Here is a 14,547-nt window from a genome sequence, read left to right on the forward strand (position 1 = left end):
AGTCTTAATATATTGATGGATCAATGAACTAATTAATTACGTTCTAATATATTCTGCAGAAAATAATTAAGGCGCTTTTCGCGCCCTAACATTTTATTAATCGTGAATTAAGAAACTTTCAAGGCTATGACCTTCATTTAAAAGTTTCTGTAAAGCGCGGGGTCTTGCACCCTGACCTGACCAGGTACGCTCCTGACCGTTTTCATCGGTAAAGCGATATTTAGGCGGGAACTTTCTACCCTTATTTACCTTAGCAGGCTCCAAAGAAACCAAGTCTTCAATAGTTAAACCCTGGCTTAATAAGTCTTCTTTAATCTTAGCAATCTTATCAAGACGAGCTTTTGCTTCTTCTTCCTGAGCTTTTGCGTCTTCAATCAAGCTTTCAACAACAAAGTTTACCTTTTCACGAATAGTATTAAGCTGCTCAAAAGTTGCACCCTTAATTGCACTCTTAATAAAACGGGAATTAGAAAGATTACGAATATTTAATTCCATACACTTACCTGTACAAACAAACCATGAAATAAAATTCTAGAAGATTGAACTCAATCTGCTGTATTGTCATTTATACAAACATTATTAATAAAATTCAAGCGTTTTATATTAAGTGTCTTTAATAAAAATACTTTAATTATCTTTTAATCAAATAACCAATAATTTTTATTAAATGATTACTTAAAATACTTTATTTATTACCAATGCATTGCATTACAAATGAATATATTTAATTCAGTTTTTATTAGCGTATTTTATATTTCGTAAAATAAATTACAAAATAAGATAATGCGGAATTATATCCTCATAAACATTATCCTTATTTAAAAAACCTCCCGGAGGGATACCAAGACGAATAAAGCCTAAACTTTCATATAAAGCCAATGCTCTCTTATTTGAAGCTACAACCGCATTAAACTGCAAAATTCTAAAAGATAATTCCCGTGCCTTTTCTATACAGTCAGTAACCAGCATTTTCCCTATACGATTGCCGCGCAATTCCAATTTTACGGCATAACTTGCATTACATATATGAGAACATCTTCCTACATTATTCGGATGAAGAATATATACTCCTACTACTTCATTAGTTGTTTTCTCAACCGCAACTCCGGAAAAAGACTGCGCCATAAAAAAGTCATAGCCGGTTTTCTCATTAAGAACTTCAGTTTGAGGAAAAGCTTTACCCTCAAGAACTACTTCATTCCACACGTTTAACGCACCTTTTAAGTAACTGCTTTTAAAAGGCAAAATTTCAACTTGCATGTGTCATCTCCGATATAAATAAGGCCCTTACCGGGCCTTATTTTCACTTATTATTTAGTTTTTTTCTTTTTCTTGGCGACAGCTGACAGGACAATGCCCTCTCCGCTCTTTTTAGCCTTTTCGATAAGGCGTTTTTTCTCATTTTCCTTACGCTTTGCCGCTCTTTCATAACGACGCTCGGTTTCAGCCTGGCGCTTTTGTTCTCTTAACTTGGATTGAGTAAGACGCTTTTGTACCGGCTTTTCATTAGCAAAAGGATTAATGCCTTCCTTAAACTCCAAAATAACCGGTGTTCCCATAATGTTAAGCGCTTTACGATAGCAATTAATTAAATAGCGTTTATACGCATCAGGCATCTTAGATACCTTATTGCCGTGAATGACAATGCGCGGAGGATTATATCCGCCTGCGTGCGCATATTTAAGCTTAATACGCCTTCCTCCTGAAATAGGAGGTTCATGCTCTTGAACCGCCGCCTGCAAAACACGATTTAAAGTGGCAGAAGAGTTACGGCGCGTCGCCGACTCATAAGCTTCATCAATGGAGTCAAAAATATTACCGACACCGGTACCGTGAAGTGCCGAAATAAAGTGGACGCGGGCAAAATCAACAAAGCCTAAACGCAGATTAAGCTCACGTCTTATGTCATCCTTATATTCCTTAGAAAGACCGTCCCATTTATTAACCGCGATAACAAGCGATCTTCCTGAGTCCAAAATAAAGCCTAAAAGCGACAGATCCTGATCGGTAATATTCTCACGCGCATCGATAACCAGTACGGCGACATTACAATCTTCAATAGCTTTTAAAGTCTTTACGATTGAGAACTTCTCAATTGCTTCCGATACCTTGCGGCGCTTACGCACACCGGCGGTATCTATAACGATATATTTTTTATGCTCACGCTCTAACGGAATATAGATGGAATCACGAGTGGTTCCCGGCATATCGCAAACCACCACGCGATCTTCACCTAAAAGACGGTTAGTAAGAGTTGATTTTCCTACGTTAGGCTTTCCGACCAAGGCAAATTTTATCGGCAAATCGGCAAACGGAGTCTGCTCTGCCGCTTTTTCCGCTTCATCATCGGTATGCTGCAGACCGCGCTGCTTTTCACGAAAAGCATACCAGTCAAATCCGCCGGCATTCTTTTCTGCAGGAACGTTTTCCAAAAACTCATAACCGTGTTCCCAGATATACCCTTCCGGATCTTCTCCTTCAGGAACCTCAGGCAAATCGCTCTCAAGCGGACCCTCTTCACGCAGCACGGGAGCAATCACATCTTCAATTAAAATTTGAACGCCGCGTCCGTGAGCGGCGGCGATTTGATGGACTTCGCCCAATCCCAGGCCGTAAAATTCGGTACCGGCAATATCCGGATCAAGTCCGTCGATTTTATTGGCAACAACAGCGCACTTCTTTCCTGATTTACGGATATATTCAGCTACCTGATAATCACCGGGCATAATTCCGGCTCTTGCATCCACCATGAAAAGAACTAAATCGCATTCCTCGATGGCCAAAAGTGCCTGCTCGGTCATTTTTGAAGTCAAATCGGAAGGCTGCTCGGCATCCTTTGCAATACCGCCCGTATCAATAACGATATATTCTCTGCCGTCAAATAAAGCACGTCCGTATTTACGATCACGGGTTAATCCCGGAAAATCCGCCACCAAAGCATCACGGGTCTTGGTTAAACGATTGAATAAAGTAGATTTACCTACATTAGGGCAACCTACCAAAGCCACAACTTTCATTTCAGATCCTCTTAAGTAAGGGTCTTTTCCTCTTTCGAAGGTAAAAAAAACGGCTGACCATGCCGAAATAGAAAAGAATAGATACACTAAAGCCGCCGATGACGGCGGCTGCACTTCAAAAAACTTAATTAAAGGCCGAAACCTGAAGCTTTTTCTTCAGGATTTTCCTTTGGCATATTCATTTCAGGAACATCCTGAACCGGAGTTTCTGGTGCGCTTACTTCAGGAGCCTTTGGAGCTTCAGGAGCCGGCTCTTCAGGAACGGCATCGGCATTGCTCTTTACGCCCGGCATCAAGCCGAAGCCTGACAGACGGCGTCTTTGCTCTTCTTCATAAGCGGCAACTCTTGCTTTATATTCACGCACGCGTTCTTCATAGGCACGTTTTTGTGCCTCATATGCGCGCCTGCGTTCTTCATAGGCGCGTCTTTGAGCCGCAATTGCGGCCTTCTGACGGGCTTCAGCTTCGGCAGCGGCACGCAAAATTGCGGCACGGCGTGCCTGCAGCTGTTCCTTATCCATGACGGAAGGTGCGTAAATACCGCCCTCACCGACACCGGGGCGGGCCATATTAACGGCAACTCCCGCATAATCCAAAAGCTCGTTTACGGCAAGCTCCTTAACCATGGCATTACCGTTAGGATCGTATTTGTATGCAGTCAAATCGCCGTCACGGGTACTTACATATAAATTTCCGTCAGCAACGAGCGGTGCGGTGTAGATAGCGCTGTCATCGACCTCGTGCTGACAAACGATAGTACCGTCATTTAAGGACATGAAGTATAAATAACCGTCAAGATCGCCTACGACGACATAATCCCCATAGATAGCCGGAGCTGAAACCGAACGGTAAGTCAAAACGGTATTGACCCAACGCTCACTATTATCCGAACGGTTTAAACAATAAACATGTCCGTTATCACCGACGATGACGATAGAACTGTCATCAATTGCTAAATCTTTAGAGCTTTGATAATTAAGACGCGACAAAACCTGATTGTTTTCAAACGAATACTGCACGAGTCCGCCGCCATATGAAATGGAATAGAGAGTAGATCCGATGACAAGCGGAGTTGCCGAAACGTCAGCTACGCGTTCTAGAGCGTTAGCGCCGTACGGCTCACCTACGTCAATCTGATTGACGATAGATCCCGTGCTTTGCAAAATCACGTTAACTTTACCGTTGCTTTGACCTAAAAGCACGTATTCATCGCCGATCACCAAAGGATCCGACTGACTTCTAAGGCGCAAATCGGTCAATGCGTCTCCCGACTCCCAATTCACGCTGCCGTCATCGCTTGAGTATGAAGTAAGCCTGCCGCGGGAATCAAGCACGAACAATGCAGTACCGCTTTTTGCAAAAGCGGGTTTGGCAATAACTTCGCCGCCGACAAAATCTTTCCACAATAAAGATCCGTCTTTAGCATTTAAAACGTAGATATAGCCGTTTTCGGAGCCGATTGCCAGCTTTCCAGCATAAACGGTTACACCGCCGGCAAGACGGGCGGATCTGCGATCATCATTTTCTTCCTCATCATCAAGATCGGTATGCCAAATGCGATCGCCTGAAACGGCATCATAAGCGTAGACATCTCCGTCACGCCCTGCCGCGTATATTATGCCGCCGGAAAAAGCAGGAGAGAGCTGGGAATAAAAATCACCGACTCCGCCTACGGATGATGACCATAATTTATCGATATCAAAACGACTTTCAATTTCCGGAGCTTCCACCGGAGCATATAAATCCTCATTGCCCGAGCACCCGAAAAGCACTCCGGCCACCAAAGGAATTAACGCCAAAGATTTAATTTTCGACATATTCATCATCCGCCCAAACATTTCTTATTGCTGCTGTAAAGCTGACATTTCCCTAAATGCCGGGGTATCGCCTGCGGCAATAAGATTGTCAAACTTCATCTGCAAAATACCGTTAATCGGCAGCTTTTTGTTCTTGCACAACTCAATAGCGTTTTTATATGCATCATGAGCCTTAAGGCGATCGCCTGATGCCATATAAATATCACCTAAAACCTCGGATTTTTCTAAAGCGTAAGCTTCAGAGGTCACGGAATTGGCTGTATTTACCGCCTTATCATATTCCTGGTTTTGCGCCTGCAGACGAGCAAGCGTCAAAGTTACGGCAGGCTTTAATAAATCTCCGCCGCTTGAAGCCGCTTTCTCCAAAGTGGCGGCAGCGTCAGTAAATTTATCTTCGGTCATCTGTAAAGTTGCTACGTCAAGAGCAACCAGAGCTCCGTAAACATTATCGTTCTCGGCGATAAATTTCTGAGCATCGGAAATTGCGTCAAGACCTTGGGCATTTAACTTTTCCTGCAGCTGATAAACCGCAAGAGCCTGTTCCTGGGACTTGCCTAACTCATAAGACTGATACTGTCTGAAGCCGATAAGACCGCCAAGAGCGATAACCACGCCCAATGCGATAGGCTTCCAGTATTCATGCCACCATTTTTTGACAACCTCTTCTCTCTCATGATCGTCGGTTAATACGTCCATTATTTGTTCCTTTTACTTTTTTATTCTTAAATTTTAAGTTTACATGGAAAAGAGCAATCTTTCACGCAGGAAAAGCGACTGCGCTTAACTTTTATTCTTTTTGCAGCAGCTTTAATATAGCCGCCACGGCTCCGGCAAAATCATATTCCTGCTGAGAACCTTCGTTACGCAAATCCTTAATGCCCAAAGTTCCGGATGCGATTTCAGCCTCACCTAAAACCACAGCCACTTTTGCCCCGACTTTATCGGCACGTTTAAACTGGCGCTTGAAGTTACCGCCGCCGCAATGATTCATAATGCGAACGCCGGGCAAAGCCTCACGCAGCTTTAAAGCGGTCATCGCTTGTTCTTTAGCGCTGTTCTCCCCGCTGCCTACGATATAAACGTCAACGCCGGGTTTAGCTTTTACCTTGCCTAAAGTTACTAAAAGAAGCATCAGGCGCTCAAGTCCCATGCCGAAGCCTACTGCCGGAGTTGCAGTGCCGCCGAGTTCCTCGACAAGGCCGTCATAACGACCGCCGCCGCAAACGGTGCCTTGAGCACCTAATGCGGTAGTAACCCACTCAAATACGGTTAAATTGTAATAATCAAGACCTCTAACCAGGCGATCATTAATTGTGTACTTGATACCGGCAGCGTCAAGCAGCTCTTTTAAGCCTTCAAAATGCGCTTTGGTTTCTTCACCGAAATGATCGCTAAGTTTAGGAGCGCCTTTTAACACCTCTCCTACTTTAGGATCTTTACTGTCCAAAACGCGCAGGGGATTGGTGTGTGTTCTTCTCTTGCTGTCTTCGTCAAGCTCGTCAAAATGAGCCTCAAGATAAGAAACAAGCTCATCACGAAAAGCTTTGCGCTCTTCTTTAGTGCCCAAAGTATTAAGCTCCAAAGAAAGATCATCGGCAATTCCGAGCTTTTTCCATAAAGCATGGGTAAGCATGATGATTTCAGCATCGATATCAGGTCCTTTTAAACCGAAAATCTCTACGCCAAGCTGATGGAACTGGCGATAACGTCCCTTCTGCGGACGCTCATGACGAAACATCGGTCCCATATACCAAAGGCGCTGTTCCTGATTATAAATAAGATTGTGCTCAAGACAGGCACGCACGCAGCCCGCGGTACCTTCAGGGCGCAAGGACAGCATTTCTCCCGAGCGATCTTCAAAGGTATACATTTCCTTTTCGACCACGTCGGTCACTTCACCGATTGCGCGGCAAAATAACGGGGTCTTTTCCAAAATCGGCAGACGAACTTCACTGTAACCGAATGATGCCACGGTTTCACGCAAAATAGATTCAACCTGCTGCCAAACTGAAGTATCCTCAGGCAGCAAATCATTCATGCCTCTTACGGCTTGTACGCTTAATGCCATTAACTTTTCCTAATTTTTATTTCTGATTTTCCGCACTGACACGGGCTCGAACTCTTGATTCAAGCACTGACACTACGTCATTTGCTGATATTTTACCCATAAGTTTGCCGTCTTCATAGACCAGGCATTTACCGTTTCCGCCGCCGCACACTGCGACATCGGCATGCAATGCCTCACCCGGGCCGTTGACCACGCATCCCATAACGGCAATTTTAACGCTCTTGCGAATATCGCTTAAACGGGATTCAAGCTCTTTTACGGTATTTACGACATCAATACCGCGTCTTGCGCAAGTAGGGCAGGCAACGATATCCACGCCGCGGGAACGCAGATGCATACTCTTTAAAATTGCCCAGCCGACCTTGATTTCCTCAACAGGATCAGCTGCCAAGGATACGCGCAGGGTATCACCGATACCTTGCTTTAACAGCCAGGAAATTCCGATTGAAGATAAAACCGTACCGCCGGTAAGACCGCCTGCTTCAGTAATGCCAAGATGCAGCGGAGCGTCAGTTTTTACCGCTAACTCTTCATATGCCGCAACGCATAAATTAAGCTCGGAAGCCTTAACCGAAAAAGCGTAATCATAAAATTGATGAGAATCTAAAATATCGGCAGAACGCAGCGCCGCCTCCACCATGCCCTGAGGCGTGGGAGCGCCGTATTTTTGAATTATGTCTTTATCAAGAGAGCCTGAGTTTACACCCACGCGAATAGGCAATCCGTGATCCTGGGCGGCACGGCATACCGCTTCGACTTTTTCCCTTGAACCGATATTACCAGGATTAATGCGTAAAGCCGCTGCACCGTTTTGAGCAACGGCCACGGCAATCTTATAGTCAAAATGAATATCGGCGACCAAAGGAACATGCACTCTTTTTGCAATCTGCGAAAAAGCGTCCACGGCTTCCATTGACGGAACCGAAATTCTTACTATATCCGCCCCGACGTTTTCAAGATCAAGAACCTGCTTTACTGTAGCCTCGACATCAAGAGTATCGGTAGAAGTCATGCTCTGTACCGAAATCGGAGCTCCGTCACCTACCGGCACGGAGCCTACCATAATGCGTCTTGATTTGCGCCTTACGATTTTAGGAGCCTGCCATTCCATTTTTCTCTTTTACTCCTAACGATTGGGCAAAGTGAATGATGCCTGCTTGGCTGCAGGTACGGCAATGGTTCCGCCCATGTAGTTGACGGTAACGCTTGACGTATCGGTAACCGAAACTTTAAGCGGAGGAATACCGGTAGCGGAAACTCTGTCGCCCGCCTTATAAGAACCGCTTACCAAAACCTTGCCGCGGCTGTCTGTTATCTTCAAAGAAACAGGAGCTTTAACTCTTACTGAAACATTGTTTAAAGAAGCAAGACCCTCTCTGCCGCGCAGCTTGGCTGAAGAGCTGATATCACGCAGATTGCCGCTAAGCTTCGGTGCTTGTGCTGCAGCTGCCTTTGCCTCTTCTTCTTTCTTCAAGGCTTCCTGCTTTAATTTTTCCTCAGCTTCGCGCTTTAATTTTGCCTGCTCTTGCTTAAGCTTTTCTTCTGCTGCCTGCTTCGCTTTTAAGGCCTCTTCTTTAGCTGCCGCGGCTGCGTCATCTACCTTAGAAGGAGAAGGGGCAACGACAAGCTCCATGTCATTTGAAGTCTTGCCTGAAGTTTCTGCAGGTGATGATTTATCTGCAGCAGGACTTGAGCTTATCAATAATTCCTCGGCAGGATTTTCTTTAACACTTGCTTTATCGGCAAAAGGATCTTCTGCAGGGGCGTTTAATAAATCCTGATAACCGTCCTCCGCAGTTGCCGTTTCAGAAGAGGCATCATCAATAATTAGCTCACCTGATGAAGCGTTATTATCCTGCTCTGTGGCAATAGATTCATTAACGGTAACGGTACCTGAAGTTCCGCTTTGCTTTGCGTCATCAGACATAAACAGCCAAACCGCGGCAATGATAAGCAAAAGAGCCAAAAGAACGGCACCAAGCTTTACCAGCATTCCCTTATTGCTTTTGCCTTCATCATTATTAACGGCGTTAATGGCAGGTATCTCTTGAGAAGGAGATGCAGATTCTGCGGAAGCTTCCTTCGCCTCTTCGGTCATTTCGACCTTAGGCTCGGCAGTAAGTGCCGCTGCGCGTTTTTTGGCCGCAACTTTGCTTTGATTTTTTGCCATTTCCGCCGCTTCAAGCACATTGTGATTGTAAAGATCCACAACGGCTTTAGGATCAATATTAACCAATCTTGCATAATCAGCGATATATCCGCGGGCAAAAGGAGCCGCCGTAGGCTGGGTCAGGCGATCGTGCTCGATATCGCTAATGGTATTGACTCTTAACTTAAGGCGCAAAGCTATCTCGCGCTGCGACAGACCTAACATCTCACGGGCATGCTTTAAAATAGAGCCGGGAAGATTGGGAACTTCATCATCCGATAAGGACGGAACCACCGGAACCTTATCCGGATCGTCACCGTTATGAGTTAAATTACCGCCGAAACGATGCTCGTCCCCGTAAAAATTATTCCTAAAATCCTCACGGTGAGAAGACTTATCTGCTTGTGGCTTTGCGGATGACTTAACCGCTGCTTCTTCTTTTTCTACAGGATCGGCTTTAAAAGAGCCTGAATGATTGCGAAGACCCTGAGGTATAGATGAATGCGACTTATTATCCATTTTTTCATCCTTTATGAAATATTAGCGGCAGTAATACGGGTTTTGGCGATTTTATCTTTAACCTGACCTGCAAGTTGTCCGCAGGCTGCGGCGATATCATCACCTCTGGTGGTTCTGGTCATAACGGTATAACCGTGACCGGTTAACACCTTATAAAAACGGTCAACCCTACTATTTGAGGGGCGCTTGAATTCCGATTGTTCATGGGGATTAAACGGAATTAAATTAATTTTGCACGGCGTATCTTTTAAAAGACGGGCAAGCTCTTCAGCCTGATCGGTAGAATCATTAATATGATCCAAAAGCACATACTCAATCGTGGCTTTTCCGCAATTGGCGTTAGATTTTGACAAATAATTACGCACGCTTTTTAACACCACATCAATTTTATATTTTTTATTAAGGGGCACGAGGACATCCCTTAATTCATCATTAGGCGCATGCAGTGACAATGCCAAAGCCACGTCGACTTTGCCGGCGATTTTATCAATGATGGGAGCGACTCCTGATGTAGAAATCGTGACGCGGCGCTTTGACAGGGCAAAAGCATTATCGTTTAACAAAATCTCGGTTACTTTCAGCACGGCCTCAACATTGTATAAAGGCTCGCCCATACCCATCATCACGACATTTGAAATCGGTTTTTGCTCTTCATTTTGAGAAAAACCCACACAAGATGCGGCTCTCCAAACCTGACCTATGATCTCGCTAACGCTTAAATTGCGGTTAAACCCCGAAGCTCCGGTGCGACAAAAAGCGCATTTGACCGGACATCCCACTTGAGTGGAAATACACAAAGTATTGCGGCCTTCTTCAGGGATTAGGACTGTTTCGACCAACTGTCCGTCACCTATGTCAAGAGCCCATTTCACGGTACCGTCACTTGAACGCTGTTCCGTTACTATTTCAGGGGCTTTGATGCACGCGATTTCTTTTAATTTCTCCCGTAAATCTTTTTTGATATTAGTCATTAAATCAAAATCGGTTACACCGTATTGATAAATCCATTTTAAAAACTGGGTGGCGCGAAACGGTTTTTCACCTAAAGAAACAGCAAAATCTTTGAGCTCATCAACGCCTAAATTCATTAAATTGATGCGAGTTTCCGACATTTAAACAAGTACTCAAAAAATATAGATTTTTCTTAAAAATTTAAATAATACATTATAGCAGGATCGTATGTTTTTCTTTAACGGGATATCCGCAAAGACAAGAGCTGTTTAAACTTAAAAACCTCACGCAGCGCAATGCGTGAAAGTTTAAAAAATTTTAATTAAAGTTAAGGAGTTTTCCGGTTCCTAAAAGATACTCGGTAAACTTGCTTACGGTTTCTCCGGCTTTACCGTAAATTCCGTAAGTAAAATTTGAAGCGGTCAAGCTTTTCTCAAGATTAAACTCAACACATACGGCACCGGCTCCTGCAGCTATCTGACAAAAACCCGCCGCCGGATAAACCACTCCTGACGTACCGACAGCTAAAAACAACTCGCACTTTACAAGCTTTGCGTAAATTTCATCCATATCATACGGCATCTCACCGAACCATACGATGTCAGGACGTAAAGACTGATGCTTACAATAAGGACACTCGCTTTTAACCGAACTTGCCCCTGAAAAAGGAAAAGAAGAATGACAGTTTTCACACAGCATTTTTAAAAGTTCACCGTGCATATGACAAACTTGCTTACTTCCGGCTCTTTCATGCAAATCATCAATATTCTGCGTAACAAGAAAAACTTCCCCTCCTTGTTTTTGCCACTCTGTCTGTAAATGCGCTATCGCTTTATGCGCCGCATTTGGCTTTTTGGTCGGCAATGAAAGTCGCATTTTGTTATAAAACTCATGCACTAAAGTCTTATTGCGCAGAAAACCTTCATAGGTTGCGACATCTTCAACATTGTGATGTTCCCACAACCCGTCCTCAGAGCGAAACACGGGAATTCCGGACTCTGCTGAAACTCCGGCTCCCGTCAAAATAACTATGTTTTGATATCTCATGCTTATTTCTTACCTGTTTAGCATCAGCTCAAGTTTTTTTACCTGCTCTTTTGTCGTCTGATTAACAAAATCATCAACAACTACCGGGGTTAAAGTGCCGTCGCCCAATGCCATAAATAAATAATCAACAGTAGCTTCCTTATACTTTATCCAGGCGCGCTGCATTTTTAATATAGTATTCTTGCAAGCCTTAGGATCTCCGTCATCATTGCAAGACAGCATTGCCTGCTTGTAAATCTTGTTAAGCTTGCCGTCCAAATAAATAAAAGCATCATTTTGACATTTACGCATTTGAACGGTAACACCTCCTGATGCCGCCATACAGGCATTATAGCCCGGAGATAACTCCTCATCAGCAACAGCAGTAAAGCTGAAGACGAACACGGAAGCTATTGCTAAAACTCCTGTTAATTTCATATACGCCCCTAATACTTCTTGCCGCTTAAAAATTGAGCTATCGATAAAATAGTAGCTCCGGTAGCTCCCGGCGCATAAAAAGCAGATCCTTCTTTTTGATAAGCGCAAGCCAAATCAAGATGTACCCACGGAATATCCTTTTCTACAAAGCAATGCAAAAACTCGGCTGCCGAACTTGCTCCGGGATTCCCGTCTCCTGATCCTGAATTTGAAATGTCAGCGCGCTTACTTAAAATAAAACGCTTGAAATAAGGACGCATCGGCAAAAGCCACAATTCTTCCATCGAATCTTTAAATGCGTTTTGTAAATCTAAAGGAAGCTCGTTTGACGGAGTAAAAGCCGCGCACATCTCACGTCCTACCGCCACTTTGGCAGCTCCGGTCAAAGTTGCGGCATCAAGAATAAATTTACTTTTTGCCTTGCAGGCATGAATCAAAGCGTCGGCAAGCACCAGACGGCCTTCGGCATCGGTATTGCCGATTTCAACTTTAACGCCGTTAGGATAAGAAATGATGTCGCCTGGCAGCATCGAATTGCCTGAAAGCATGTTTTCTGCACAGCACAAATAAAGACGGACGCGCTTTTTAAGTCCCTGCAAAATAGCCAGAGTCAAAGCTCCGCCCAAATATACGGCCCCCGATTTATCTGAATGCATGGAGGACATGTACGAAGGAGGTTTAATGTCATAACCGCCTGAATCAAAGGTAATGCCTTTACCCACAAGGGAAATCTCAATGTCATCATCTTTTTTCCCTTCTGGGAAATAGTCAATTATGCCAAGGCACGGCAAATTATCGCTGCCGCGGCCTACTGCCTGCAATCCTACGCAATCGTGATAATCCTTATGTCCTTTTTTGATTAATTTAAGCGTTGCCTCCCCGCCCTTTTTCTCAGCTGCTTTCTTAACTTTTGAAAAAACTTCTTTAACTAAAGACTCAGGTGTGGTCGTCTTGGAATCAGAATCGGCAAGCTTACGAAAATCGGTAATTAAATCGGAGATCTTGGCAACCTTATCGCAATCTTTTTTCTCTAAGGAAAATGCAATATTTATATCCAACTTGCCGTCATACATACCTTGAATCAGCCATACGGCATCAAGAACAGACAAAGGAATGTCACCGCTGTCAATTAACGCGTCATTAATTCCCAAATTGCAAAGACTGCGGCCTGCTTCCTGATAAAACCTAAAATTCTCCTTATTCACCATAAGACTTACGCTGTTTTTTCCTTCGGGAACAAGCTTTGCCTTCTTATTAAAAGGCTTGGGAGCCTCTCCGTCTTTAAGTCTTACCTGAATAAAATCATCTGTTTTTACGTTCTTTACTGAACTTACTTTAATTTTCGGCATTTTTCCTTCCTTAATTAATCTTTCTTTATCTGCCACATACTACCTGAAGCTTTTAAGGCGGCAACTTTGGTCTTAAGCTCCTCCGCTACCCGTTTAACCTCTTCTTCGGTTGTAAAGCGGCCCAGCGACAACCTAATCGAAGCGCGGGCAAGCTCATCGCTATGACCTATCGCCTTTAGCACATAAGAAGGTTTTAACTCGGCAGAAGAGCAAGCTGATCCGGTTGAAGCGGCAATTCCCGACAAGGTCGGAAGCAGCATACGCCCGTCAATTCCGGCAAAACTTGCGGAAATGATTCCGGGCAGATGATGAGAACTGTTGCCGTTAATAACCGCTCCGTCTATGGTTTTGATTTCATTAACTAAATATTCGCGCAGCTTTAAAATACGTTCTTTGTCCTTTTGGGCATCTTTTGCCATTATTTCAAAAGCCTTGCCCATGGCTGCAACCTGATGCGTCGCGACAGTACCGCCGCGCAGGCCCTTCTCCTGACCTCCGCCGTAAATTAAGGCTTCAACCGGCACATTTGCTTCACGCTTTATATATAAAGCACCTACGCCTTTGGGGCCGTATATTTTCTCCGGGGTAAGCGATGCCATGGAAATTGCGGAATGGTCAAAATCCGTTTTCTCCCATCCTGCCGTCTGAGCGCAGTCGGTATGAAAATAAATTCCCTTATCCTTACATAATAAAGCAAGGGCATGAATATCGTTTACCGTACCGAGCACACTGTTGCCGTGACAAATAGAAACCAAAAACGTATCTTCCGTAAGATATGAAGCTAAAAGCTCAGGATCGATACTGCCGTCCTGATGCGGTTTTATATAAGAAACTGTGTAACCTTCATATTTTTCAAGATACTCACAGCCCTCAAGCACCGCTTTATGTTCAACCATGGAAGTAACGATGTGCCGACGCGGATCTCCTTTATGTCTAAGACCGCGGGCAAGACCGATTACGGCAAGATTGTTACTCTCGGTAGCACCTGAGGTAAAAGTAATTTCAAGAGGGGAACATCCGACTAAATTTGCCACTTGCTCCCTTGCGTTTTCAACCGCCTCGGCAGCTTCCCAGCCAAACACGTGATCTTTAGATGAAGGGTTGGCAAAAGATCCTTCAAGCGTCAGGCAATCCATCATCACTTTTACTACGCGAGGATCAAGAGGAGTAGCCGCAGCATAGTCCATATACACAGGACGATTCATTTTTATTT

13 protein-coding genes are annotated in these 14,547 nt (G+C 44.3%); all 13 read right to left on the minus strand.

Annotated elements, in window-relative coordinates; translation table 11 throughout:
• Positions 1-96: 96 nt before the first annotated feature.
• The 13 genes from QZ019_RS02850 to QZ019_RS02910 all read right to left on the minus strand — a co-directional run bounded on the left by QZ019_RS02850 (position 97) and on the right by QZ019_RS02910 (position 14,539).
• A complete protein-coding gene (locus QZ019_RS02850) occupies positions 97-495 on the minus strand; it encodes an H-NS family nucleoid-associated regulatory protein (protein ID WP_294566205.1) in 399 nt (132 codons plus the stop codon).
• A 273-nt stretch (positions 496-768) separates the two neighbouring features.
• Entirely contained in the window at positions 769-1,260 is a 492-nt protein-coding gene (locus tag QZ019_RS02855; RefSeq protein WP_295482127.1) for a GNAT family N-acetyltransferase, read from the minus strand.
• Positions 1,261-1,310: 50 nt separating this feature from the next.
• The gene (gene der / locus QZ019_RS02860) at positions 1,311-3,017 is read right to left on the minus strand and encodes a ribosome biogenesis GTPase Der (RefSeq protein WP_295482128.1); all 1,707 of its coding nucleotides are present in this window, start codon (positions 3,015-3,017) and stop codon (positions 1,311-1,313) included.
• 128 nt (positions 3,018-3,145) lie between these two features.
• Entirely contained in the window at positions 3,146-4,834 is a 1,689-nt protein-coding gene (bamB, locus tag QZ019_RS02865; RefSeq protein ID WP_295482130.1) for an outer membrane protein assembly factor BamB, read from the minus strand.
• Between the two features lie 24 nt (positions 4,835-4,858).
• Positions 4,859-5,530 carry a tetratricopeptide repeat protein gene (locus QZ019_RS02870; protein ID WP_295482131.1) on the minus strand — a complete coding sequence of 224 codons (672 nt, stop codon included), beginning with the start codon at positions 5,528-5,530 and terminating at the stop codon, positions 4,859-4,861.
• A gap of 91 nt (positions 5,531-5,621) precedes the next feature.
• Complete coding sequence (hisS, locus tag QZ019_RS02875) at positions 5,622-6,902, minus strand: histidine--tRNA ligase (RefSeq protein ID WP_295482133.1); 1,281 nt, start codon at positions 6,900-6,902, stop codon at positions 5,622-5,624.
• A gap of 16 nt (positions 6,903-6,918) precedes the next feature.
• Entirely contained in the window at positions 6,919-8,013 is a 1,095-nt protein-coding gene (ispG, locus tag QZ019_RS02880) for a flavodoxin-dependent (E)-4-hydroxy-3-methylbut-2-enyl-diphosphate synthase (RefSeq protein ID WP_295482135.1), read from the minus strand.
• 15 nt (positions 8,014-8,028) lie between these two features.
• A complete protein-coding gene (locus QZ019_RS02885; protein WP_295482137.1) occupies positions 8,029-9,570 on the minus strand; it encodes a helix-turn-helix domain-containing protein in 1,542 nt (513 codons plus the stop codon).
• A gap of 11 nt (positions 9,571-9,581) precedes the next feature.
• Positions 9,582-10,682 carry a 23S rRNA (adenine(2503)-C(2))-methyltransferase RlmN gene (gene rlmN / locus QZ019_RS02890; RefSeq protein ID WP_295482139.1) on the minus strand — a complete coding sequence of 367 codons (1,101 nt, stop codon included), beginning with the start codon at positions 10,680-10,682 and terminating at the stop codon, positions 9,582-9,584.
• A gap of 157 nt (positions 10,683-10,839) precedes the next feature.
• A complete protein-coding gene (locus QZ019_RS02895) occupies positions 10,840-11,568 on the minus strand; it encodes an NAD-dependent deacylase (protein WP_009143282.1) in 729 nt (242 codons plus the stop codon).
• A gap of 9 nt (positions 11,569-11,577) precedes the next feature.
• Complete coding sequence (locus QZ019_RS02900; protein WP_295482140.1) at positions 11,578-11,985, minus strand: lysozyme inhibitor LprI family protein; 408 nt, start codon at positions 11,983-11,985, stop codon at positions 11,578-11,580.
• 8 nt (positions 11,986-11,993) lie between these two features.
• Positions 11,994-13,334 (minus strand): aminopeptidase PepB, encoded by a 1,341-nt coding sequence (locus tag QZ019_RS02905; protein WP_295482142.1) that lies wholly within the window; start codon positions 13,332-13,334, stop codon positions 11,994-11,996.
• A gap of 14 nt (positions 13,335-13,348) precedes the next feature.
• Positions 13,349-14,539 (minus strand): aminotransferase class V-fold PLP-dependent enzyme, encoded by a 1,191-nt coding sequence (locus QZ019_RS02910; RefSeq protein ID WP_295482144.1) that lies wholly within the window; start codon positions 14,537-14,539, stop codon positions 13,349-13,351.
• Between the last annotated feature and the right edge of the window lie 8 nt (positions 14,540-14,547).

The organism is uncultured Succinatimonas sp., assembly GCF_905203285.1.
Taxonomy (GTDB): domain Bacteria; phylum Pseudomonadota; class Gammaproteobacteria; order Enterobacterales; family Succinivibrionaceae; genus Succinatimonas.

Coding starts and splice junctions, on each gene's coding strand:
- QZ019_RS02910 (WP_295482144.1), bottom strand. CDS start 14,539: ATGAATCGTCCTGTGTATATGGACTATGCTGCGGCTACTCCTCTTGAT.
- rlmN (WP_295482139.1), bottom strand. CDS start 10,682: ATGTCGGAAACTCGCATCAATTTAATGAATTTAGGCGTTGATGAGCTC.
- QZ019_RS02900 (WP_295482140.1), bottom strand. CDS start 11,985: ATGAAATTAACAGGAGTTTTAGCAATAGCTTCCGTGTTCGTCTTCAGC.
- hisS (WP_295482133.1), bottom strand. CDS start 6,902: ATGGCATTAAGCGTACAAGCCGTAAGAGGCATGAATGATTTGCTGCCT.
- QZ019_RS02895 (WP_009143282.1), bottom strand. CDS start 11,568: ATGAGATATCAAAACATAGTTATTTTGACGGGAGCCGGAGTTTCAGCA.
- QZ019_RS02850 (WP_294566205.1), bottom strand. CDS start 495: ATGGAATTAAATATTCGTAATCTTTCTAATTCCCGTTTTATTAAGAGT.
- QZ019_RS02885 (WP_295482137.1), bottom strand. CDS start 9,570: ATGGATAATAAGTCGCATTCATCTATACCTCAGGGTCTTCGCAATCAT.
- QZ019_RS02870 (WP_295482131.1), bottom strand. CDS start 5,530: ATGGACGTATTAACCGACGATCATGAGAGAGAAGAGGTTGTCAAAAAA.
- QZ019_RS02855 (WP_295482127.1), bottom strand. CDS start 1,260: ATGCAAGTTGAAATTTTGCCTTTTAAAAGCAGTTACTTAAAAGGTGCG.
- QZ019_RS02905 (WP_295482142.1), bottom strand. CDS start 13,334: ATGCCGAAAATTAAAGTAAGTTCAGTAAAGAACGTAAAAACAGATGAT.
- bamB (WP_295482130.1), bottom strand. CDS start 4,834: ATGTCGAAAATTAAATCTTTGGCGTTAATTCCTTTGGTGGCCGGAGTG.
- ispG (WP_295482135.1), bottom strand. CDS start 8,013: ATGGAATGGCAGGCTCCTAAAATCGTAAGGCGCAAATCAAGACGCATT.
- der (WP_295482128.1), bottom strand. CDS start 3,017: ATGAAAGTTGTGGCTTTGGTAGGTTGCCCTAATGTAGGTAAATCTACT.